We start from the raw sequence: 22,012 nt of genomic DNA, 5'->3' as shown, positions 1-22,012 counted from the left end.
TTTCAAAGATGAAGAAGTTTGGATACTGTCTGTGGCTGTTTGTTTTCACGGTTACACTACCCTTGGGTGCGGAAGAGAGACCGCCCGACTGGCCTTGTGAGCAGGCGTTAGTACACGAGATACCCGCGGCCGTAGTGTGGGCCGGGCCATCGATAGCGGGACTGGAGCATGCTTGGGAACAGGACGAAGAGGTATCAGGGCTGGTAAAGCGGTTCGTTGTGTCGAACTATGATCTGGATGCGGCCGATGCGGAAATTGCCGAATTTTCCGCTGAACAGGATTCTTCAGAAAAGGATTCCAGGCTAACTTTGCTGTTTGCCGGCGTTATTCAGACACTGAATGAGGAACGCAAGAAAAAACTCGATGGCATTATCCGCTATGCCCGTGGTCAAGCGGCACGCGCCAACAGGTTGAGTCATGAGCTCGATGAGATGGTCCAGTTGCAGGAGGATCCATCACAAGCCGCACAGGAGCGCCTGGCACTGATGCAGAAGGAGATGGAGATCAAGCAGCGCATGTTCGATGAACGCGAAGATTTCATTCAACACCTCTGTACCCGTCCGAGGGTGATTGAAGAGAGACTGGGCTCACTGGCCCGCAGCATTGCATACTATCTTGACTAATAACTCACTGCATCGGTATCGCTTCGCTTTTCTCAAGCGGTAGATCGGCCGCTTCCCATCCGGTAGTCCCGTCCGGGTACCAGTAGATGTTGGTGTAGCCGTACTCTGTTGCCGCCCGCTTTGCGGCATTCCAAGACATCCAGCAATCGGCAAGACAATAGAGCACTATCCGGGTGCCTTTGTCGTCGTTGGAAAACCGCTTCAGATGGTTTTTGAAATAGCTATCCAACTCATCGGAGAGGGCGCCATAGCCTACATTGGGCAGCCAGTGAGAATCTGGGATGTTCTGCCTTGCAGGTGGCAACCATAACAGGTTGTCAGGCCGGTCCTTGGGTTTGACCGGTGTCGGCATCACATCGATCAGCACCACATGCTGCTGCTTGATCAGAGTATGCAGTTGCTGCGTTGTGATGGTGGTTCCAGCTGGGACTGAGTCCGGTACGGGGGCGCGAAATTCGGCGATGCGATAGCCGTCGGCTGAGAAGTGTTCGGGGTTCTCTTGTAGGGCTCCGGAAGAGTAAGCTGTCATTGACGTGACGAGCAGCAGCAGAACGGACACCACACCATGGAGTGGCTTTGCAAGCGCTCTTTGTGTGAATTCGGATTTCAATGTTGTATCAGTTTGTCATCTCTATCCAGCAGAGGTATGTTGTATTCAAGCAATATCTTCTCAATGTTCGGAGAGAGTTTTTCCAATTCAAGATTAAGCTGGTGTTTCCAATTCGATTCACGACGACGGATGCCCATGGAGACATTGAAAGCCAATGGAACAGAGTCCACTTTTGCCGGCAGGGGAATCACCGAGAGTGGCGTCTCCTGCCTGGAGGCCACATAGCCGGCTATAGGACCCCAGATCACTGCGACGTCGATAGTTCCATCCGCCACGTCTTCCACTGCCCGGGTGGCAGGTGAGTAAAGACGTGTGTCTACAGTACGCTGATAGGGACGGACCTGATCCAGCAAACCGTATTTGCTCAACAGGGTAGCCGGGGGCGTACCTGCGACGACACCTATTTTGAGATCATTGAGCTTTGCGGCATTGAGGGTGCGGAGAGCCAGTCCTGAGTCCTTTCGATATACCAGGGTATAGACCGATCGATAATAGGGATTGGTATTCTGTAGCAGTTCGTTGACCGAAGTGACACCCATTACCAGATCGCAAAGACGAATACTAAGTGTGTTGCGCACAAAGCCTATGGTCTGTGGCCACCAGTGATAACGCAGTGTTCGGTTCAGGTCATCGGCGATGAGCTTGGCGATCCTGTTTTCGAATCCCTCCAGCTTTTTATTCGAGAAGGGCATGTGGTTAGGATCGCCACAGACAGTCAGATACTCCTTGTTTCTGGCTTCATAGGTGGTTTTAGACCAGGCGGAGAGTGGAGCCAGCAGCAGAATGAGTGGCAAGAGGAAGAAAATCAGGTTCAACGTTTTGCTGCAAAACGACGAACCTGTTGTTGGCATTATGCTAGTCCTCGATCGCTCATATGATATGACAGATAGATAGTTAGATAGATAGTAGGACATTGGTCCCACCGCTGCTGTTCCCAAGATTTGACGCTTGACTCCGCAGTGATGGGATATATCCGAATCCCTGTTTATTTGTCCGCGATCAGTTTTTTGACTTTTGGAAACTTCGCGGGTCTGTTCATCCCGATGACACCGTCTGAGCGAGCCTTTAGATAGGCATAGATATCGGCAATATACTTGATGACATCTATGTTCTTTGCGAAAGAGGGCATCACGCTATTGTTCATTCCTTCCCTTCCTGTGACGACTGCATTAACGAAATCGCCATAGGACATCACTTTCAGTGACTCGAGCAGTGCCGGTGCGTAGGAGCTGCCCATGCCGGCCGGTCCGTGACAGACATGGCAGTCGGCATGATAACGACGAAAACCGTTATAGGTGCCGAAGTCGACCTTGCCGTCTTCGAAGTAGTAGGGTTGCTCAGGTGAAGGTACAAAATTTTTGTAATCGGCCTTGGATGCAGCTGAGTAGCCCGAGAAGGAGTAGGTAAGGGCGATGGTCGCCACTATTAGGGATTTACTTAACTTGTTACGCTGCATGTTTAGCCTCATGGAAACCAGTTAGGTGTTGTATCTATGTTGGGACTTAGCCGCCACCCACCGCATAGGGGGTGGGTGGCGGCGCCAGCTATGGGATATCAATCCCTCAGTTCGGCAGTTCAAATACAGTCAGTGTGCCGCCCAGCTGGGTATAGTCGCTGAGCGATGCATAGGCACCCACAGCACCCAGACCGGCTGTCGGGTCGGTCAAACCTGCAGCCATACCGATACCGGCCCAGCCACCGAGTCCGGAGAGGACCGCGACATACTGCTTGCCGTTGTGCATGTAGGTATTGACATTGCCGATGATGCCGGAGGGGGTCTTGAACTTGTACAGCTCTTTACCCGTCTTGGCATCGACCGCTTTCAGATAACCCTCCAGAGTGCCGTAAAAGACTACGTCACCAGCCGTGGAGAGTGCGCCGCTCCATACGGAGAAGGGCTCGGGGTTGGACCATACGATCTTGCCCTTGTCGGCATCCCAGGCGATGAAGTTACCCAGATGGGTGCCGCCTGGCGCCGGGTACATGGAGAGGGTTGCACCCACATAGGGTTGACCCGCGGTATACGAAACCTGGAACGGCTCGTAGTCCATGCAGACATGGTTGGTCGGTACATAGAAGAGTCCTGTACGCGGGGAGTAGCTGGCGGGCTGCTGATCCTTCGTTCCCAGAGCCGCCGGGCAGATACCGGTGGAGTTGACGTCTTCACCGTTCTGATGAGTGGAGTACTTGGCTACGACCTGTGGACGACCGGTGTCCATGTCGATATGGGTCGCCCAGTTGACCGCAGGATCGAATTTCTCTGCAACCAACAGTTCGCCGCTAGCGCGATCCATGGTATAGCCGAAACCGTTACGATCGAAGTGGACCAGGGCCTTGCGCATCTTGCCCTTGATCTTTTGGTCGACCAGGATCATTTCATTGATGCCATCATAGTCCCACTCGTCATGCGGAGTCATCTGGTAGACCCACTTGGCAATGCCGGTATCCACGTCACGGGCGAAGATGGTCATCGACCAACGGTTATCACCGGGACGCTGAACCGGATTCCATGTGCTGGGGTTACCGGAACCGTAATACATCAGGTTCAGGTCCGGATCATAGGAATACCAGCCCCAGGTGGCACCGCCACCGATCTTCCACTGGTCACCCTTCCAGGTATTGATACCGGAGTCTTTTCCTACCGGCTTACCGAGATGGGTAGTCTTCTGAGGATCCAGAAGGGTATCGCTATCCGGTCCCATGGAGTAGGCGCGCCATGCCAGTTTGCCGTCTTTGAGATTGTAGGCGGTCATGGAGCCACGCACACCGAACTCACCACCGGAGATACCGATAAAGACTTTGTCTTTTACCACCATGGGAGCCGCAGTGGAGGTCTCGCCCTTGGACGGGTCGCCATTTTTCACGGACCAGATTTTCTTGCCGGTCTTTGCATCCAGGGCCACCAGTGTGGTGTCAGCTTGTGAAAGAATGATCTTTCCGTCGCCATAGGCCAGACCGCGGTTGACGGTATCGCAACACATAACCGGAATAACGCTGGTGTCCTGCCTCGGCTCATACTTCCAGAGGATTCTGCCGTCATCATTCAGGTCAAGGGCAAACACCTTGTTGGGAAACGGACTGTGGATATACAGAACATCCCCGAGTACCAGGGGGCCGCCCTCATGACCACGAAGAACGCCGGTGGAGAAGGTCCAGGCAACCCTCAGGTCCTTAACGTTACTCGTGTTGATTTGGTCCAGTTTGCTGTAGCGGGTACCTGCATAATCGCCGTTAGGCATTACCCAGTCGTTTGGGTTGTTTTGCATTTTCAGCAGTTCTGAATTTGCCGTCACTCCACCTGCAGCGCTGAGCATTGCAGAGGCAGTGAAGCATATCGCCAGAACTTTGCGTTTTGCTTTTACCATAGTATGTATCCTCGGGTTTTATTTGTGGGACTGCCTCTACAAGGTAAAATTAATCGATTTAGAGACCGGATAGAGACCGGATAAAATCGAAATTTGTCGGTTCAGCTTCTCCCTCGCTATCGATAGACTCCTCACATTTGGTACATTTAGAACGATCCTGTCGCACGATTACAGGCAGTCTTTCAGAGCGACAAACACAAAAGAGCAACTTGTGTGCCAAACGAAATATATCGAGTTGCAACTGCTGCTTTGATGTGTGAAATATGGGCGCGGACAGGAACAATCCGCGGCTGCCCCTGTGGTGAGCAGCTAATCAGGCACTTGAACAGTTAGATCACTCGCCGGCGCAGGAATTCAACAATCCTTACGACACTCTTGTTTTTGCTGGTGTTAGCCAATGAATGTCTGAATATTTCTCTAAAGTCTGGATAACCTTTTGTTTTTATTATAATAGAATCTTAATAAGGTAAGTCTGAAGCTATCTATGTCAGAGCTGCGGAATCTGCATTCATCTCTGAGTTCATCATGTCTATCGCTAATATCTTCAATGAGTTAGCTAGAGCCTTAGCTACTCAGCCAAAAGCATGCAAGGGCTGTAAAGTGCGATTCGGATCGTAATGGTCGAAACAGTTGTTTACGTTCCGATTACATTGAGTTGCCCGTTTCCCGGCAAGGGATAAAGATGTGATTCATTTTTTTTAGTGTGGAAGTATGTTGTGTGTCACTGCTGTGACACTTTTCCGGAGGCCTTAAGATTCAATGTAGAATCGATTAATGACTCAATCTCCATTCAAATTTAATCAGCCGAGCAATCAAATACGTCATGATCAGGGCTTGTATCATATCTTTGGTCAAGACAAATTTGGTTGCCGGACGAGTAATCAGATCCAGGCAGGTGACTGATGAGATCACTCTATCCTCCCAGCGAACCCAATGGCGTATATACAATATGCGTCGATCAGCTTCACGAGCTCTATGTGGAGGAGTGTGGTAATTCAGAGGGAGTTCCAGTGGTGTTTCTCCATGGCGGTCCGGGTTCGGGCTGTTCAGACGACCACCGCCGCTTTTTCGATCCCGATTTCTACAGAATCATTCTCTTCGATCAGCGTGGCTCAGGAAAATCCCTGCCCTTGGGAGAGACAAAGCAAAACCGTACCTTGGAACTTGTGTCGGATATGGAAACGATCCGCCGCCATCTGGAAATCGAGCGATGGATGCTGTTTGGCGGTTCATGGGGTGCAACCTTATCGCTTATCTATGCCCTTTCCCATCCCGACAGGGTGCTTGGAATGATCTTAAGAGGGACCTTTCTCGCGCGTGAATCCGATCTGGATTGGTTTTTCATAGGTCTCAAGCGCCTCTTCCCGCAGGCCTGGGACAGGCTGTCGCACGGGCTACCGGATAACACGGAACTGAAAAACCTGATCAGTTGGTATCACGCCGCAGTTCATGGCAGTAACAAAATCCTCGCGCTGCAGGCTGCACATAGATGGTCAGAGTGGGGCAGTCGCATAGTCAACTGGCATAAGCCACCAAGTGCGGCAGACGCTGACAAAGCGCCGGAATCGGAAGTGCAGCAAGAGCGATTGCTGGCAAAGGTCAAAGTCGAGACACACTATGCCCGCCACCGCTATTTCATTGAGAATAACGAAATACTCAATCGTATCGGATCACTTTCCGTTATGCCTGTCTCAGTCGTGCATGGCCGTTTCGATCTCATCTGTACCATGGAATCGGCCTGGCTGCTGCATCGGGCCATCCCCGATTCACGATTCCTACAAGTACCTGACGCAGGCCATATCATCGACGAGCCTTCAATGGCGGCAGCACTGGTGGAAGAAACCGACCGAATGCGTGAGCTGCTATAGATTCAGATCAACGCAAGCCGCGAATGGATGCAATTCACCGCAAATTTCCGCAAAATCTATTAGTCCGCAAATGAACGCTAATAATATGTTGTTTAGTCCTTCCCATAGAACGCAGGCGTATGGTGCATAAGGGAGGTTGGCGGTCTTGTGGCTACAAATCTACTACGGCCAGTTTAGTAAGATACCGCTTCAGAGTTCAACATTGCCATAGTTTATTACAACTCAACAATTTGCAATGAATACATTTGCGTTTATTAGCGTTCATTTGCGGACTAATACATTTAGCGTGTATTGGCGGTGATTCGCGTCCATTTGCGGCATTCTTCATTTCTGTTACTGTCCGCTTGCCTTGGGCCATTTAGCGGCTGTGAGTTTTTTCGAGTTGCGCATGTTGCGGAACACCAGGGGTGCGGTGTCGGGCTCGCGTGGGATGTTCGTTTCATTGACCATTTTGACGATTTGTTCATGATGGGGCGATTTGCTGCAGACCGGATCGGCATTGGCGGCATCACCGGTCAGCAGGTAGGCCTGGCAGCGGCAGCCGCCGAAGTCTTTCTCCTTCTCGTCACAATTGCGGCAGGGTTCTTTCATCCAGCCGTAGCCGCGGAACCTGTTGAAGTCGGAGGAGTCGTTCCAGATCCACTCGATGCTGTGGTCACGCACGTTGGGAAAGGTGAGCCCGGGCAGCTCGCCGGCTGCATGACAGGGAAGGGCGGTACCGTCCGGGGCTACGGTGAGGAAGACAGCACCCCAACCGTTCATACAAGCCTTGGGACGTTCTTCATGGTAATCAGGCACCACATAGAAGATTCGCATCTTGCCCTTGAATTTCTCCTGATAGCGGTGGGCCACCGCCTCCGCCGCTTCAACCTGGTCGCGCGAAGGCAGTAACTGTTCACGATTATGCAGGGCCCAGCCGTAGTACTGGGTGGTGGCCAGTTCCACGTAGTCGGCCTCAAGGGCGTGAGACATCTCAAGGATCTGCTCCACCTGGTCTTCATTGTGCCGGTGAAGGACGAAACAGAGCACCATCGGGTAGTCGTACTTCTTCACCAGCCGTGCCATCTCGAGCTTGTGCCGGAAGGAGTTGTTGCCGGCGATGAAGTTGTTGAGCTCTTCACTGCTGGCTTGAAAGCTGACCTGGATATGATCCAGCCCGGCCTCTTTGAAGGCCTTTATGCGGGCCTCATCCATGCCGACACCGGAGGTGAGCAGGTTGGTGTAGTATCCAAGTTTGTGCGCTTCCGCGATGAGTACTTCCAGATCCTTGCGCACCAGTGCTTCACCGCCGGAAAAACCGAGCTGCACCGCCCCCAGGGAGCGCGCCTCACGAAACACCCGGATCCAATCCTCGGTGGAGAGTTCGTCCTTATAACGGGCGATGTCGAGTGGATTGGAGCAGTAGGGACACTGCAACGGACATTTGTAGGTCAACTCCGCCAGCAGCCAGAGTGGCTTAGGCGGGCTTGTGTCGGATCCATTGGTTGTCATAAGCGGTATCCAGAAATTGATAGACGTCGGCTTCGAGCTCTGCTTCAGGAAAGGCTGACTTCAGGTCGTCAATGATAGTGGCGACACTCGCTTCACCGTCACATCGCTTTAGGATCTCTCCGGCGGCATGATTGAGTTTGACCATACCCTCGGGATAGAGGATTACATGACAGTCCTGGGCCTCTTCCCATTGAAAACGGAAAGTGGGCGCCATCTGTGGGATGTCTTCGGCAGTGAAATGGTTTCTCATAGATTAGGCCGTAATGTTGTGATAGGGCGGTTTGTTTTCCACATAGGCCATCCACATGCAATCGAGCATGGTCCACAGGATATCGAGCTTGAACTGCAGTACCTCCAGCATCTTCTCCTGTTGCTCACGGGTCTTGTAGTAGTTCAGTGTGATATCCAATCCATGCAATACGTCTCGGCGGGCTTCGGTCAGACGCTTGCGGAAGTAACGGTATCCGCGCTCGTCTATCCACGGATAGTATTGCGGCCAATTGTCGAGCCGTTTTTGATGAATGGTCGGGGCAAAGAGTTCCGTCAGCGAGGAACTGGCCGCCACCTCCCAGGGTTGCTGGCGGGCAAAATTGACATAGGCGTCTATGGCGAATTTGACGCCCGGCAGCAGGTGCTTGTGGGAGAGCAGATCCTCTCGCGACAGGCCCACGGCCTCACCCAACAGCAGCCAGGCCTCTATACCCCCTTCATCACCCTGGGTGCCGTCGTGGTCGATGATCCGCTGTATCCAGTGGCGGCGCACATCACGGTCGGGGCAGTTGGCTATGATAGCGGCATCCTTTACCGGGATGATGACCTGGTAATAAAAACGGTTGGCGACCCAACCCTGTATGGCGGGTTTATCCAGCTTGCCGCTGTTCATTAAAATATGGAACTCATGATGAATGTGGTAGTACTTCTCCTTTTCCCTGAGCTTCTGTTCAAACTCCTGTTTGGTCCATGGATTGGTTGGATAGGTGGTCATAGCTGATCCCGTTTATAGTTCGATCTGCATGCCATCGTGAGATACCTCGATGCCGGCCTCGTTCAACGCTTGCCGTTCGGGTGAATCATCCACGAGGATGGGATTGGTGTTGTTGATATGGATAAGTATCTTTCTCGGTTTGCCAAGGTCGCTCATAATATCGATGATGCCGCCCTTGCCCGATTGATCGAGATGCCCCATTTCACTGCCGAGCTTGTTGCTGATGCCCGCCTCGACCATCTCGTTGTTCTGCCATAAAGTCCCATCAACCAGTAAGCAGTCGGCTTCTTGCATATAGGGCAGGATGTGAGGCTCCATGGAACCCAGCCCGGGTGCGTAAAACAGGTTTTTTCCGCTTGCGGTGTTTTCAATTCTTACGCCGATGTTGTCTCCCGGAACCGTGTTATGGCGGTGAGGAGAGTAGGGGGGTGCCTCACTCTTCAGTGGTACCGCAGTGAACACCAAACCTTCGATGCCCGGAATGAAAAAACTCGACTCGTCGGTCAGAATCTCATGCCAGTTGACCCCTCTGAAGTGGCCAAGAATGTTGAATATCGGATAACCACTGGTCAAATCGTCATGTACGGCCCGGGTGCAATAGACATCCCAGGGTGCCGTGTGCTCACGTAGCAGCAACAGCCCAGTGGTATGATCAATCTGCGCATCCACCAACAGAATGGCTCGTATTGCCGTATCGCGAATGGTTCTGCCCGGTTGTAATGCCGGAAAGGATTCCAGTTGGGCTCGAATATCCGGCGACGCATTGAAGAGTACCCAATCCTCACCGTTGGCGCTGATTGCAATGGAGGATTGTGTGCGGGCGGCCGCTTTGATGGTTCCGGTTCGCACTCCCTGGCAGTTATGGCAATTACAGTTCCATTGTGGAAATCCGCCACCCGCACCGGAACCCAAAATATGTATCAGCATGAAAGATGTGTGTTTGTATCCGGAACCACCGGCATGACAGGTGGTTCCGGCGATTACAGCTTATCGGTTGTTGATGTAAAGATTGATCTCAAAACCGAAACGTAGATCTTGATAGGAAGGTGTAGACCAATTCATGAAGTATCGCTCCTGTTGATTTTCGCTAGTCTCAGAAAATGCATGAGCCTTGTCAGCAAACAACATGCATACGTTCAACTGCAAGTAGTCTCTATTTATGGGGTTCACCACGCATAGGGGCTCGCTAGGAATAATGGCAAAAAAACATTGGGAATTTTTCCCGACACAGCTCGGGATAGGGCAATATGTTACGCGCGACCTGTACCGGATCGGTGACACTGGATGATTGTCGTTAAGGAAGTGATACATCCTTTCCGTATAACTTCATGAGCAGCTTAAAAAAAAGATTAAGCAGAAAAAAAGATGATCAGGTTCAGGATGTGTGTCAGATTTGGATTACCTATTGAGACAATAGTAAATTCCAATTGCGAGACCTGTTCTCTACCGCTCTCGGGGTCCTGAACATGGCCTGTAATGGTGCCGGTTTAATAACGGATCCTCCGAAGAATTTGTGGCTAGACTTCACTGATCCCGTCATTCCGGCGCAGGCCGGAATCCAGATGCTCCAGACGATTGTCGAACGTCTGTCTTTCAGTAAAGAATACTTCTGGTCAAATCAACTCCGGATACAAATCCCGCCAGCATGGGTTTAGCTCTTCAATCGTCTTTAACTTCCGCGCACGTTTACCGCTCCATACCACCTCCCCAGCACTCTCCCTGGATTCCGGCCTGCGCCGGAATGACGTGATCATAGGCTATTAGCTCGTCCGTTAATAAGGCAGCGTCAGATAGTCAGAACTGACCCCCAAAAAAGATATTACTGATGATTCCAATATTGTGCCTGTCTTTGAATAGGTCAGTGGCATTTATCATTCAAAGCCACCGACAAATTTTTCTAAAGATCCTTAATAACAGATCAGTATCTCTCCCTGACCACCGCAGCTTAGATCGCCAAGCCAACGATGGGTCTGGTTACCCCGTTCCGCCAGACTTGAAAAGGGTGGTTGATCTTTGAAGCTTTGGATGAGCAGTTTCAGGAAATTGAGATGGTGTCGACCGTTATCGTTGAAGGTGGCCGGTATCGAAGCGGGTGGTTTTGTCAAAATCAAAGTCCCGCGGCGCATAGCCATCCCGGCCTGCTTGCCGCACTGACCCATGACCACCATGGTTCCCGCAACCATGCGCGATACACAGTAATCGCCACAGTCACCGCCTATCAGGATGGTCCCACGACGCATCAGATCGCCGGCCCTGTCTCCCGCATCTCCTTTTAGAATGATGGTGCCGCCACGCATGCCCTGGCGCTCGCCTGTGATGGCGCCACCCAGGAAATCTCCCGCGTTGCCGGCGATTTCCAGGTGACCACCCTGCATGGCACAGCCTGCAGCCACGCCCACATTGCCACTCACCAGAATGGTGCCGTTTTGCATACCGCATCCGAGATAGGCGCCGGCCTTGCCCTCGATCATGATCTTCCCACCGGTCATGCCTGCGCCGATCCCATCGAGTCGGTCGCTCTCCGACTGGATAACGATCTGATCAGTTACCATGCCGTCGATGGCGAACAGCTCTCCGGTATCGACCCGCCGGTTTCCCAGCCATAGGGGAATTCTTGCTATCTCACCCACTTGTTTGCCGGCCAGATGTGCGGGGATGAAGGGACTCATGTCCAGGCGCTGCGGGAGGCTGTGCTTCAGCTTAAGGGTCAGGGCATTCATGCCATCACCTCACGCAAGCGGAAATGGTACTGACCCAACTTGCCGCCATAGTTGCCGGCTGAGATACGGCGGATTCCGGCCGCGGCGCCCAGTTCGCATACAGCCGAGATACCGGTCCGGGTAGCGAGATTAACATCGGCATCACTCAGACCGTTGATGACGATCTCCATTACCGATCCGATCTCCGGACCGAGCCTGGTGTCGACCAATCCCCTGAGTGTGGGACAGTAGGCGTCGTTGGTGGAGGCCATCAGGGCCTTGTATTTAGATCCCACCTTGGAGCCGGAACGAACGATGCCTCCGGGAAAGGGCATGATCACGTTCGGCAGCTTGCGCATTGCCTCGATCGCTATTTCACAGGCGCTGAGTGCCTGCTGTTGTGTCTCGGCGAGCACCAGGAAGTTGCCGCCGCCGACAGCGGGTATACGGGCAACGGTCTCCTCACACAGGAACTCGCCGTCCATCACCGGTATGCGCCAATAGCGTGTGCCATCGATCTGTTTGGAGATCTGGTGGCCGTCACCGAAAAAGCGCAGATTCTTACCCAGTGGCATCCGCTTCTCACCGTCGATGCCGGCAAAGAGTGCGGTGGTGGGACAGGTCAACACACACTGTCCCACACGGGTCTCCAGCTGCTTCGCCAGTGCCTTGCCGGACATGCCGAAAAGCAGCACACTCACACCGGGACGTCCATCGGGGGTCTTATCAGGGGCGATCTCCACTTCGATACCCGCCTCTACACCGCAACCGATCACCGATGTGGCGAATCCGGTCATGGTTTCGCCGGCGATACGCGCCCAGTGGTGGTTGATGGCTGTGATGATGACGCGGGTAGCGCTCATGCCGAAGGCCTCGGCAAAAGTGTCCTCGATCACTGTGCCGTTGATGATCATGCGCGGCTTCCCATACAGGAATGGATATTGACCTGACTGCCAATTCCCTCGGCCATCTCGTCGTCGGAGATGACGAAGTTGTGCAGACCGATGCTGTGATAACGTTCGAACCTGCGTTCTATCAGTTTCTCGATACTCTTGTCGTACTCTGGCTTTACGACTTGGGTAGCACCTTTGACAGGCCGGGTGATTCGCCCCTCCTCAACAACCACCTGACCCTGTTTGAAAACCAGCATCGGTCGCTCGAACATCCGCTCCGGATCCTCGTGCTGATGATAGACTGCGATATCCGCCAAGGCACCCGGTGCCAGGTGTCCACGGTCTGACAACCCCAGAATCCTTGCCGGCGCGGCCCGGGTCATGATGGCGATTTCGTAGAGTGAATACTCCCGTTCCAGACTGCCCAGGTGAGTGGCCGCCGCTGCCCCAGGATGAATCTGTCCCATCAGATCATTGCGAAAGCCTCTGTCCATCAACAGCCGGATCAGGTGGGGGTAGCTGGTGAAGGGGGCGCCGTTGGGGTGGTCGGTGGTGAGAAAGATGCGCCAGGGATCATCCACCATCAGAAACAGTTCGAGGCCTATCGCCCACTGCAGGGCGTTGACGAAGTTCTTGTCTCGATAGCGAAAGGGCACCACACCACATCCCGCATCGCATTCGATATCCATACAGGTCCACTTATTGGGATGGGCATGGCTGCGGTTGGCATGCTGGGCCATGGTGTCACCCGATATGGTGACCGTCTGACCGAACATCACCTGGCCAACATCGATAGAGATATTGGATTGGTTGTTGACGGCCTCGGCAATTTCCGCCGCGCAGGAGGAGAATTTATTGTCACCCTCGGTACCATAACTATGGAACTGGATATGGGTGAGGTGGATAGGGAATCCTTCAGCTGCCTCCATGGTGGCCAGGGTTGAGAGATAGTTACCCGGCACACCCAGATTACTAGCGTGGACATGTAGCGGATGGGGCACCCCCAGTTCGCTCAGGGCACGGCTCAGTGTGCGCACAATATCGCGTGGAGTAATCCGGTAGTGGGGATGGGAATCGTCCACATCCAGTACCCGTTGGTTGAACTTAAAGGCATTGATGCCGCCGGGATTGACCACCTTGATGCCGATACACTGAGCTGCGTGCAGGGTCCAGGCAACGTAGTCATTGAGGGTTTGCTGCTCGGCCCCTTCGGATATCAGTTGCAGTAACAGATCATCATTGCCCAGCATGGCATAGCCGCCGGTATCGATCATCGGGGTATCCGCCATCTCCATATGGGCCTGACGGGCATTGGCCGGTAGTACGGCTGGTTCGAAACAACTTGTGTAACCCATCTCCGCGTAGCGGTATCCCGCTGCCAACGTGGAGGGGATGGCATGTCCGCCGCCCGAGCGGGTCAGGTCGGTCTTAGGCCTGGCGCTTCCACGTTGATCCTCCGGCAGCATGGTGCGCGCGATATTGACCTTGCCGCCGCCTATATGGGTATGCATGTCAATGGCACCGGCCATGACGATTTTGCCATCCAATGAATAAGTTCGATGGATGGTTTCGCTGTCGGCCGGCGGATCGACTATCTTACCGTCCCGGATATAGATGTCTCTGGTATCACCGTTGATGCCATTGGCTGGGTCGTAGAGTTTGCCGCCCGTGAGTTTAATCAGCATGCGGGAGCACTTTCAGGCTCGCCTGCCAAGGGCAGCAGCCGTTCGTTCAACTTGTTCACGATAAGACTGACCGGAGGCAGGCCGATATCTCTCAGCTTGCCGAGGGGTAGTGAGCAGACACCATCACTGCGGTACCAATGTCCCCGGTGGTCGATACCCGGCACACCCGCGGGGATGTAGAGCGATGGTTGTTGTTCAAACACCATGCCGGCATGGCCAAGCACGATGGTCGGAGTCTTGGTTGGTGGAGGCAAGGCTAGTGGTGAGAACGATGAGACCCACAACAACAGATCGCTCTCGCCGCGCGTGAGCAGATCCTGCCAGCGGCAGAGCGATGGATCATGCTCCGGATAACCGCGTTGCAGCCTGGTGCGTAACGGGTATCCAAGCTGCCAGGTACAGACCTGGTTTGCGGTGATATCCGCCTGTGTTCCGGCTAGCGGGAGGGCGGCACTGCGTGTCTTGGCATTGAGTGCTTTAACCAGGTCCACCAGGCTCTGTACAACCAATTCAGCATGGGCCATGGCGAGTTCCGCAGCGCTCCATGAGATAACACTGTATTTTGCAGCTTTGAGTTGTTCCGCAAGTGCGGTCAGAGAATTTCCCAGATCATTTCCAAGCCGACCTGGATCGACCGGTCTGTCGGCGATGAGGCCGCGTACCAGTCCCACAATATCTGATAATGACTCGATATCCGTTGTTATCACCTTCGGCTTCAACTGCGCCAACTCTTTCGGTATGTCGTCCTGTTGCCAGGGGCCGAGCAATACAACCCTTCGTTCATTGGTTTCAACGAAGAGACTCTCTTCGGGATGCAGCACCCGTTCTACAAGTCGTGGAAAGCGGCTGATGCATTGGTTGCCTACCAACACGATCAGGTCGGCCCGATTGCGCACCTCGGTGAATGTGGTGGTGAACCAACCGTTATCCTGTACGACACGTAGATTGCGAAACATGGCGTCGCCGTTGAGGTGATCCAGGGTGGCGCCGCACCGGTCAGCCAATGCAAGGATGCCACGCATGCCATTGACGTCTGTCGCCAGTCCGGCGAAGAGCGGAGATCGGGCCTGCCGCAATAACTCAGTGCCGTAGTCCAGGGCCTCTTCCAAGGTGGTCGCCCTGCCGTCGATCATGGGATCCTGGCCGGCATGATTGAAGGCGGTGTCGTAGAAGGCACGCGCCAGATCACATCCGTTCTGCATTGATTGCAGGCGTCCACTGCGCAGCTCAATTTTCAGGTCATCGCAACTCAATCCACAACAGGGACAGGTTACCGCGTCCATCATCTGTTCGATTTCATTATTCCACATGCTGCGTTGATAACCCTGCTTGTGAGTGATGGTCGGATGTATCGATTCACGAGTTGGTGCAGAAAACGTGCCACTGAACAATGTCTGATTTTATTTACCTATGTCAATCGTCATTATCTTTGATCATGGTTGGTATTAGGTTACACCAGATCCGGGCAAAAATATGGATCTATAAATAACTCAATCTCTGGAATAGTTGGAAGCATAACCATATAACATCAGGTTGCTTCCTTGGCGAAATCGAATTCAACCATTCGATCGGTGACTCGGATCAACTGTTAACTGCTGGGGCAGGGCAGGTGACACATTGGTCCAACTCAGGCGCATTTAACGTCTAAGATAGAACTGAACAATGCAGTGAGTCGGATGTAAAAAAAGCCGGCATAGATTTCCCTTAAAAAGCCTTGCCTTTGACAAGGTTTACTTCTAAGAACGCATGATTGTCTATTGACTTACAGCGTAACGCGCTGAGTGTTGTCGAGTAGGCTGATTTGTGGTTGGACCACAACACTCAGGACTTGGATGGCAGGCATGCAAATTGCAGTGGGATAGTGATAATGCAAAACCATATAGACAAACTGATGACAAACCCTTCAAAGCCTGTCACTGCGGGATTCAGTGTTGAAGTCAATGCACCTGCACGGCTGCATTTGGGTTTCCTCGATTTGCACGGTGGTCTGGGTAGACGCTTCGGCAGCATAGGTCTGACCATCGACACCCTGGCGACGCGGCTACGTGCCGAGAGATGCAATGAGATCACAGCCAGAGGCCCGGGTGCCGAACGGGCACTTAAATATGCCAAGTCATACATTGAGGCTAAAGGCATAGAAGGGGGGGTCGAACTCAATCTGCTGCAAACGATACCCGATCATGTGGGATTGGGTTCGGGCACTCAAATGGCACTCGCAGTGGGTACGGCGATTGAACGACTCTATAGAGGCGAGGGTGACTGCGTTTCAATTGCGAGAACACTAAACCGAGGTGCCCGTTCCGGCATCGGCATCGGCGCCTTCGAGCAAGGTGGTTTCATTCTCGATTGCGGTCGCAGTGAGGAGAAGGAGGTACCCCCGGTCGCAGTCAGACTGGCATTTCCCGAGAAGTGGCGGGTACTGCTGCTTTTGGATACACGTGGTCAGGGTTTGCATGGCACGCAAGAGGTGATGGCATTCTCTGAACTTCCCGAGTTCCCGGAACAGGCTGCTGCATATCTCTGTCGGCTGGTCCTGATGCAGGTACTGCCGGGTGTTCTCGAAGGGCATCTGACACCGGTCACGAAAGCCATCGGTAAGATTCAACAGGTGGTAGGTGACCATTTTGCTCCCGCCCAGGGCGGACGATTCACCAGTCCGATCATTTCCGCCGCCCTGGAGTGGGCTATCGAGAAAGGCTATATCGGTGTTGGTCAGAGTTCGTGGGGACCAACTGGTTTCATCCTTCTGGAAGATGCGTCCCGGGCCGAAAGGCTTGAGCGCGAATTAAAGCGTCACTTTGGAAAATTCTCATCATTCCGTTGTCAATTGGTGGCTGCGCGCAACCAGGGTGCGGAGGTGAATCTGTTACAACAACCAACAAGATTAAGACAAGAAAAGCGAGTTTAGTTGATGGAAAAACCCTTTTTGCTGCACATGCTGACTGCAACCAAGAACCACAGCCCATTCGATGTGAATATGGCATACGATGCGGGCTGGTCCGCATGCACGCCCTATACCGATGTTACCCTGGATGAGGTGCGTGAGCTGGTGCAGGATGCGATCTTCTCGCGTGGTCCAAAGGGAGTCAAAAGGACCGGTATCTTCGTGGGAGGACGGGATACTCATCTTGCCATGGAGATGATGCAGGCGGCAAAAAAGTCGATGGTGCCGCCGTTCGAGGTCTCACTGTTCGCCGATCCCAGCGGCGCCTTCACTACCGCTGCAGGTATGGTTGCCTGTGTTGAACGCGAACTGAAAAAGAGCCGGGCAGGGGGACTGCAAGATAAACGGATCGTAGTGTTCGGCGGCACCGGGCCGGTCGGTTCAACAGCGGCGATGTTGACCTCCAACGCAGGTGCCGAAGCCATCATCGTCAGCCACCATTCATTGGCCAAGGCTGAGACCGTGGCGGATCTCTGTAACCAGCGTTATGGATCGGCCCTATCGGGTGCCGACGGCAGTAACGATGCATCGATCGTTGAACTGGTAAGCGAGGCCGATGTGGTATTCAACGCTGCCACGGAGGGGGTTCAAGTGCTGAACAGCAGCCAACTCATGAAAGCTGAACGGCTGAAAGTGGCCTGTGATGTCAATGCGGTGCCGCCGGAGGGGATAGAAGGCGTTGGTGTCATGGATGACGGGGTGACCATCAACGAATCACCCACAAATGCAGTCGGTATCGGTGCGTTGGCGGTAGGTAACGTAAAGTACCAGACCCAGCATCTGCTGTTAAAGCGTATGTATGAAACCGGTGAAGCGGAATTTCTCGATTTCAACAACGCATTTGAGGTGGCACGCGAGTATGTCGGCTAAATCCACCTCTCTGTTGGTTTTGGCGAACAGCGGCAGGGCGATAGCCGAGTCGGCTCATCGCGGTGGTTACCGGGTAACACTTATCGATGGATTTTGCGATCAAGACACCCTGGCCGTCGCCGATTGTTGGCCAGTCACCCAGGGATTCTCAAACCTCGATGCGGAAATATTTGTCAAAGAGATCGCATCCCTGTTTCCCGACAATCCCTGCGGAGTGGTTTATGGGGCAGGCTTGGAGGAATCAACATCTTTGCTGAGAAACCTGTCTGAATTATTCCATTTATTCGGCAATGATCCTTCGGTACTCGATTTATTGCGCAGACCCCAGCGTTTTTTTTCATTGCTTGACCGCCTACAGATAGCCTATCCGGAGGTAAGCCTCACTGCACCTTACTCCGCCACAGAGAGCAGCTGGTTGATCAAAAGGGCCGCCAGTTGCGGCGGTCAGGGTGTGGCCTATTACTCTCCGGAATATACCGCGACAGACTCCGCCTGCTACTACCAGAGATTCATCCCGGGCCAGGTAATGTCCATGTTGTTTATCGCAGATGGTAAAAGACATCACACCGTTGGATACAACATGCTTGGGATAGCGGGATCCGGTGCACCGGCACCCTTTCTCTATAGTGGCGCCATCGGCCAGGCCTACCTGTGCGATGTGGTGCGTTCCCAGGTCGAACTGGCTGTCATTAAGCTGGTATCCGAACTTGGCCTGCGGGGAATAAACAGCCTGGACTTCGTGCACGATGATGCCGGTATCTTTGTAATCGATCTCAATCCAAGGCCTACGGCCACCCTGGACCTCTATGAACATCTGCTGCCAGACGGTTGGATCAAGCACCATATAGCGGCCTGTTGCGGAGAACTGCCGGAGGTTCCGAACAACGCCCCGGCTGTGATGCATGGGCATCAGATTATCTATGCGCCACGAAATGTTGAGATTCCCAATAAGATGTCCTGGCCGCAATGGATCAGCGATCGACCGCTGGCAGGTAGCAGGATAGTCGAAGGGCAGCCATTGTGCAGTCTGCACGCCAAGGGCGCCAACGCCACAGAGGTTGAAGCGGAGTTACATATACACCGTGATGAGGTGTTACGGCTGCTTGGTCCATCCATATACCCATCGCAACCATGCCGGGTGGCTGTATGAGTCGCCCAAGCATCAATGCATTGACTGCGCCGCTGGTGGAATCATTGGTGGCTGATGCGGAAATTCTGTGCCTCGGAATCGAGCGGCTTGAGAACGGTTGTCTGCTGGTGGATGCGGGGATCCATGTCAAGGGTTCTCTGGAGGCCGGACGGCGCATCGCTGAAATCTGTCTTGGCGGACTTGGCAGTGTCAGCCTCAGTGGTAGCGGTCCGGTGGCGGGTTGGCCGCTTTCGGTACACGTGCATGCCGCCGATCCTGTGCTTGCCTGCCTGGGCAGCCAATATGCAGGTTGGAGTCTGTCGCACAAGGAAACGGATAAAAAAGGTTTCAATGCCCTGGGTTCGGGACCCGGCAGGGCACTCTCCCTTAAAGAGCCCCTGTTCAATGAGCTGGACTATCGGGATCAGGCAGACCGGACCTGCCTGGTGCTCGAGGTGGACCGGTTACCCCCACTACCCCTGTGTGAGAAGATCGCCCGGGATTGCGGTATCGATGCGGATGCATTGACCCTTATCCTGACGCCCACCAGCAGCCTTGCCGGTACGGTGCAAATCGTCGCACGGGTACTGGAGGTGGCGATGCACAAATCCCACGAGCTGGGCTTTGATCTGCATGCGATACAGGATGGCATGGGCAGTGCGCCATTGCCGCCGCCGGCACCCGATTTCCTCACTGCCATGGGTCGCACCAACGACGCCATTCTGTTTGCCGGTTTGGTGCAGCTCTTCGTCCGTGGAGAGGATGCGCAGGCACAGAAACTTGCCATTGATCTGCCGAGCAGTGCTTCCCGGGACTATGGGCGTCCCTTCGGCGAGGTTTTCAAGGCCTACGGGTACGACTTTTTCAAGATCGATCCCATGCTGTTCAGTCCGGCACGGGTGATGGTCAGCGCACTCGATAGCGGTAACAGCTATGCGGCAGGTGCTCTGGACACCGCGCTGATGGCGGCTTCCTTCGGTATTGAACCATGAACAGGCGTATCGCCATCATTACCGACGATCCAGGCTGGCACGGTGCACGTCTGCGTGAGGCGTTTGAAACGCAGGGTTGCAGCAGCGAGTTCGTCTCTCTGCAGCAGTGTGGATTCGATCTAGGCGGAGCAGGAGAGCACCTGGTGATTCCAGGCTTTGAAACAAGGCCGGACGGGGTGTTCGTGCGAGGCGTGCCTGGTGGTACGCTCGAACAGGTCGTACTCTATCTCGATATTCTGCACGCACTCACGCATCTCGGTGTCTGCGTCTACAACGACGGTCGTGCCATTGAGCGTAGCGTTGACAAGGGGATGACCAGTTTCCTGCTGCACACCGCCGGTATCCCAACACCTCCCACCTGGGTGGTTGGTGAGGAGCGCGACCTGGCGAGGATCGTGAAGCATGAGTTCAAGGCTGGCCACGAACTGGTCCTGAAACCCCTGTTCGGCTCTCAAGGTGACGGTTTGGTACGTATCCGTCAAGGCGACACTCTCCCTGAACCGGCACATTATAGCGGTGTATTCTATCTGCAAAGGTTCATTCACACCGGTAATGAGGATGCCCATGATTGGCGGGTGTTCGTCATCAATGGCCAGGCGGTCGCCGCCATGCTGCGTCATGGTGAGGGTTGGATCAGCAACGTGGCACAGGGTGCCCGCTGCCATCCGGCAGTGCTCGACCAGGAGTTGAAAGAGCTGGCGGAAGCCGCCTCCCGTGCATTATCGATGAGTTATGCGGGTGTCGATATCCTACGCGACGACAAGGGTCGGGCCTATGTCATCGAAGTCAACAGCATCCCGGCATGGAAAGGCCTGCAACAGGTCTGTCAGATGGATGTCACGCAACTGCTGGTGGATGATTTTCTTTCCTGTTGCCACGGCGGCTCCCTGACGGAGGTGATCTGATGACCGGATTGCCGTCACAGCACAATGTCAGGGGGCAGATCTCCACTGTATATCGTCATGCCTGCCTGAGTGAGCTGGATGCGCTGAAACCGGGTAATGTGCATCGTTTTTCTGATGGTCACGGTATGACCCTGGAGGATTTCATCACCAGTGCCAATGTCAGTGCCGAACCTCTGACAACACTGGAGCTGGGACTGGGAGAAAGGATCTACAAAGCAGTCGAGGCCACCCGCGAGGCAGTCGGTTGCAATACCAATCTCGGTATTCTGATGCTGTGTGCACCGTTGATTCAGGCCGCATATGACCGGAGCCAACATCCTGGGGCATTGCGTGACAAACTTGGCAAGGTCCTGCTTGACGTCGATGCAAAGCAGATGGAGTGGCTGTTCCGTGCCATTCGACTGGCAGCGCCGGCTGGACTGGGCCAATCCGATAAGCATGATGTTATCAGGAAGCCCAGTGCAGGTTTGATCGAAGTGATGTCCCATGCGGCGGATCGCGATCAGATTGCCCGCCAATACGCCACCGGCTTTGCAGACCTATTCGACTTTGCGCTGCCTCGGCTGCGCAGTTACGAGACGCGTTGGCAAAGCAAGGAGTGGGCGGTCACGGGTCTGTTCCTCAGTCTGTTGGCGCACTTTCCCGATACCCATATTCAACGCAAGCAAGGGCTCTACAAGGCGGTCGCGACAAGTCTGCACGCGGCCGATCTGGTCGAAGGATTGTTCCAGGCTGAGATGCCGGAACACTACCAATTACGTCTGCTTCAGGCAGACAGTGAATTCAAGCGTGAAGGTGTCAATCCAGGCACTTCGGCAGACTTAACGGTCGCCACACTATTTATCTCATATCTGGAATCGATGCACTCAGCGTTTGAGCAGAATGCGGGATTTACCCGTGTCCGCGATTCCCGCCCGGAAGAGGTGGGGATACGAAGTTAACTCTCAATAACA

General features: G+C 53.8%; 21 protein-coding genes. 8 read left to right on the top strand and 13 right to left on the bottom strand.

What is annotated here, in order from left to right; all coding sequences use genetic code 11:
- Window positions 1-8 precede the first annotated feature (8 nt).
- Window positions 9-623: a hypothetical protein gene (locus tag AB8516_RS03550; RefSeq protein WP_369158137.1), complete on the top strand. Its 615-nt coding sequence runs from the start codon at window positions 9-11 to the stop codon at window positions 621-623.
- A 4-nt stretch (window positions 624-627) separates the two neighbouring features.
- On the opposite strand, the gene AB8516_RS03545 is transcribed toward AB8516_RS03550, so the two are convergent.
- The 4 genes from AB8516_RS03545 to xoxF5 form a co-directional block, all read right to left on the bottom strand.
- Window positions 628-1,233 (bottom strand): PQQ-dependent catabolism-associated CXXCW motif protein, encoded by a 606-nt coding sequence (locus AB8516_RS03545; protein WP_369158135.1) that lies wholly within the window; start codon window positions 1,231-1,233, stop codon window positions 628-630.
- Window positions 1,230-2,084, bottom strand: coding sequence for a substrate-binding domain-containing protein (locus tag AB8516_RS03540; RefSeq protein WP_369158133.1), 855 nt, complete (start codon window positions 2,082-2,084; stop codon window positions 1,230-1,232). Before AB8516_RS03540 ends, AB8516_RS03545 begins: the two co-directional genes overlap by 4 nt.
- A 134-nt stretch (window positions 2,085-2,218) precedes the next feature.
- Complete coding sequence (locus AB8516_RS03535) at window positions 2,219-2,689, bottom strand: c-type cytochrome (protein ID WP_369158131.1); 471 nt, start codon at window positions 2,687-2,689, stop codon at window positions 2,219-2,221.
- Window positions 2,690-2,795: 106 nt separating this feature from the next.
- Window positions 2,796-4,547 (bottom strand): lanthanide-dependent methanol dehydrogenase XoxF5, encoded by a 1,752-nt coding sequence (xoxF5, locus tag AB8516_RS03530; protein ID WP_369163225.1) that lies wholly within the window; start codon window positions 4,545-4,547, stop codon window positions 2,796-2,798.
- A gap of 953 nt (window positions 4,548-5,500) precedes the next feature.
- On the opposite strand from xoxF5, the gene pip reads away from it, so the two are divergent.
- On the top strand, window positions 5,501-6,466 hold the full coding sequence (gene pip / locus AB8516_RS03525) for a prolyl aminopeptidase (RefSeq protein WP_369158129.1): 966 nt from the start codon (window positions 5,501-5,503) through the stop codon (window positions 6,464-6,466).
- 333 nt (window positions 6,467-6,799) lie between these two features.
- Here pip and pqqE read toward each other — a convergent pair whose 3' ends face one another.
- The 9 genes from pqqE to AB8516_RS03480 form a co-directional block, all read right to left on the bottom strand.
- Window positions 6,800-7,957, bottom strand: coding sequence for a pyrroloquinoline quinone biosynthesis protein PqqE (gene pqqE, locus AB8516_RS03520; protein WP_369158126.1), 1,158 nt, complete (start codon window positions 7,955-7,957; stop codon window positions 6,800-6,802).
- Entirely contained in the window at window positions 7,923-8,207 is a 285-nt protein-coding gene (pqqD, locus tag AB8516_RS03515) for a pyrroloquinoline quinone biosynthesis peptide chaperone PqqD (protein ID WP_108293237.1), read from the bottom strand. Before pqqD ends, pqqE begins: the two co-directional genes overlap by 35 nt.
- A 3-nt stretch (window positions 8,208-8,210) precedes the next feature.
- Window positions 8,211-8,942 carry a pyrroloquinoline-quinone synthase PqqC gene (gene pqqC, locus AB8516_RS03510; protein WP_369158124.1) on the bottom strand — a complete coding sequence of 244 codons (732 nt, stop codon included), beginning with the start codon at window positions 8,940-8,942 and terminating at the stop codon, window positions 8,211-8,213.
- 12 nt (window positions 8,943-8,954) lie between these two features.
- Window positions 8,955-9,869 (bottom strand): pyrroloquinoline quinone biosynthesis protein PqqB, encoded by a 915-nt coding sequence (gene pqqB / locus AB8516_RS03505; protein ID WP_369158122.1) that lies wholly within the window; start codon window positions 9,867-9,869, stop codon window positions 8,955-8,957.
- Window positions 9,870-9,929: 60 nt separating this feature from the next.
- The gene (gene pqqA, locus AB8516_RS03500; protein WP_108293397.1) at window positions 9,930-10,004 is read right to left on the bottom strand and encodes a pyrroloquinoline quinone precursor peptide PqqA; all 75 of its coding nucleotides are present in this window, start codon (window positions 10,002-10,004) and stop codon (window positions 9,930-9,932) included.
- A gap of 845 nt (window positions 10,005-10,849) precedes the next feature.
- Complete coding sequence (locus AB8516_RS03495; RefSeq protein WP_369158120.1) at window positions 10,850-11,662, bottom strand: formylmethanofuran dehydrogenase subunit C; 813 nt, start codon at window positions 11,660-11,662, stop codon at window positions 10,850-10,852.
- Window positions 11,659-12,555 (bottom strand): formylmethanofuran--tetrahydromethanopterin N-formyltransferase, encoded by an 897-nt coding sequence (gene fhcD / locus AB8516_RS03490; RefSeq protein WP_369158118.1) that lies wholly within the window; start codon window positions 12,553-12,555, stop codon window positions 11,659-11,661. Before fhcD ends, AB8516_RS03495 begins: the two co-directional genes overlap by 4 nt.
- Window positions 12,552-14,219, bottom strand: a complete 1,668-nt coding sequence (locus AB8516_RS03485; RefSeq protein WP_369158116.1) for a formylmethanofuran dehydrogenase subunit A — start codon at window positions 14,217-14,219, stop codon at window positions 12,552-12,554. Before AB8516_RS03485 ends, fhcD begins: the two co-directional genes overlap by 4 nt.
- Complete coding sequence (locus AB8516_RS03480; protein ID WP_369158114.1) at window positions 14,213-15,529, bottom strand: formylmethanofuran dehydrogenase subunit B; 1,317 nt, start codon at window positions 15,527-15,529, stop codon at window positions 14,213-14,215. Before AB8516_RS03480 ends, AB8516_RS03485 begins: the two co-directional genes overlap by 7 nt.
- A 557-nt stretch (window positions 15,530-16,086) precedes the next feature.
- Here AB8516_RS03480 and AB8516_RS03475 point away from each other — a divergent pair.
- The 6 genes from AB8516_RS03475 to AB8516_RS03450 are packed head-to-tail and all read left to right on the top strand — an operon-like array spanning window position 16,087 to window position 22,000.
- Window positions 16,087-17,127 carry a beta-ribofuranosylaminobenzene 5'-phosphate synthase family protein gene (locus AB8516_RS03475; RefSeq protein ID WP_369158112.1) on the top strand — a complete coding sequence of 347 codons (1,041 nt, stop codon included), beginning with the start codon at window positions 16,087-16,089 and terminating at the stop codon, window positions 17,125-17,127.
- A 3-nt stretch (window positions 17,128-17,130) separates the two neighbouring features.
- A complete protein-coding gene (locus AB8516_RS03470; RefSeq protein ID WP_369158110.1) occupies window positions 17,131-18,033 on the top strand; it encodes an NAD(P)-dependent methylenetetrahydromethanopterin dehydrogenase in 903 nt (300 codons plus the stop codon).
- Window positions 18,023-19,183, top strand: a complete 1,161-nt coding sequence (locus AB8516_RS03465) for an ATP-grasp domain-containing protein (RefSeq protein WP_369158108.1) — start codon at window positions 18,023-18,025, stop codon at window positions 19,181-19,183. The genes AB8516_RS03470 and AB8516_RS03465 overlap by 11 nt, the downstream gene beginning before the upstream one ends.
- The gene (gene mch / locus AB8516_RS03460) at window positions 19,180-20,154 is read left to right on the top strand and encodes a methenyltetrahydromethanopterin cyclohydrolase (RefSeq protein WP_369158105.1); all 975 of its coding nucleotides are present in this window, start codon (window positions 19,180-19,182) and stop codon (window positions 20,152-20,154) included. The genes AB8516_RS03465 and mch overlap by 4 nt, the downstream gene beginning before the upstream one ends.
- A complete protein-coding gene (locus AB8516_RS03455) occupies window positions 20,151-21,059 on the top strand; it encodes a RimK family alpha-L-glutamate ligase (protein ID WP_369158103.1) in 909 nt (302 codons plus the stop codon). Before mch ends, AB8516_RS03455 begins: the two co-directional genes overlap by 4 nt.
- Window positions 21,059-22,000, top strand: a complete 942-nt coding sequence (locus AB8516_RS03450) for a triphosphoribosyl-dephospho-CoA synthase (RefSeq protein ID WP_369158101.1) — start codon at window positions 21,059-21,061, stop codon at window positions 21,998-22,000. The genes AB8516_RS03455 and AB8516_RS03450 overlap by 1 nt, the downstream gene beginning before the upstream one ends.
- Window positions 22,001-22,012: the final 12 nt, after the last annotated feature.

It is taken from the genome of Candidatus Thiodiazotropha sp. LNASS1 (genome assembly GCF_964212655.1).
Lineage (GTDB): Bacteria > Pseudomonadota > Gammaproteobacteria > Chromatiales > Chromatiaceae > Thiodiazotropha.
This window is presented reverse-complemented; position numbering and strand designations above follow the sequence as displayed.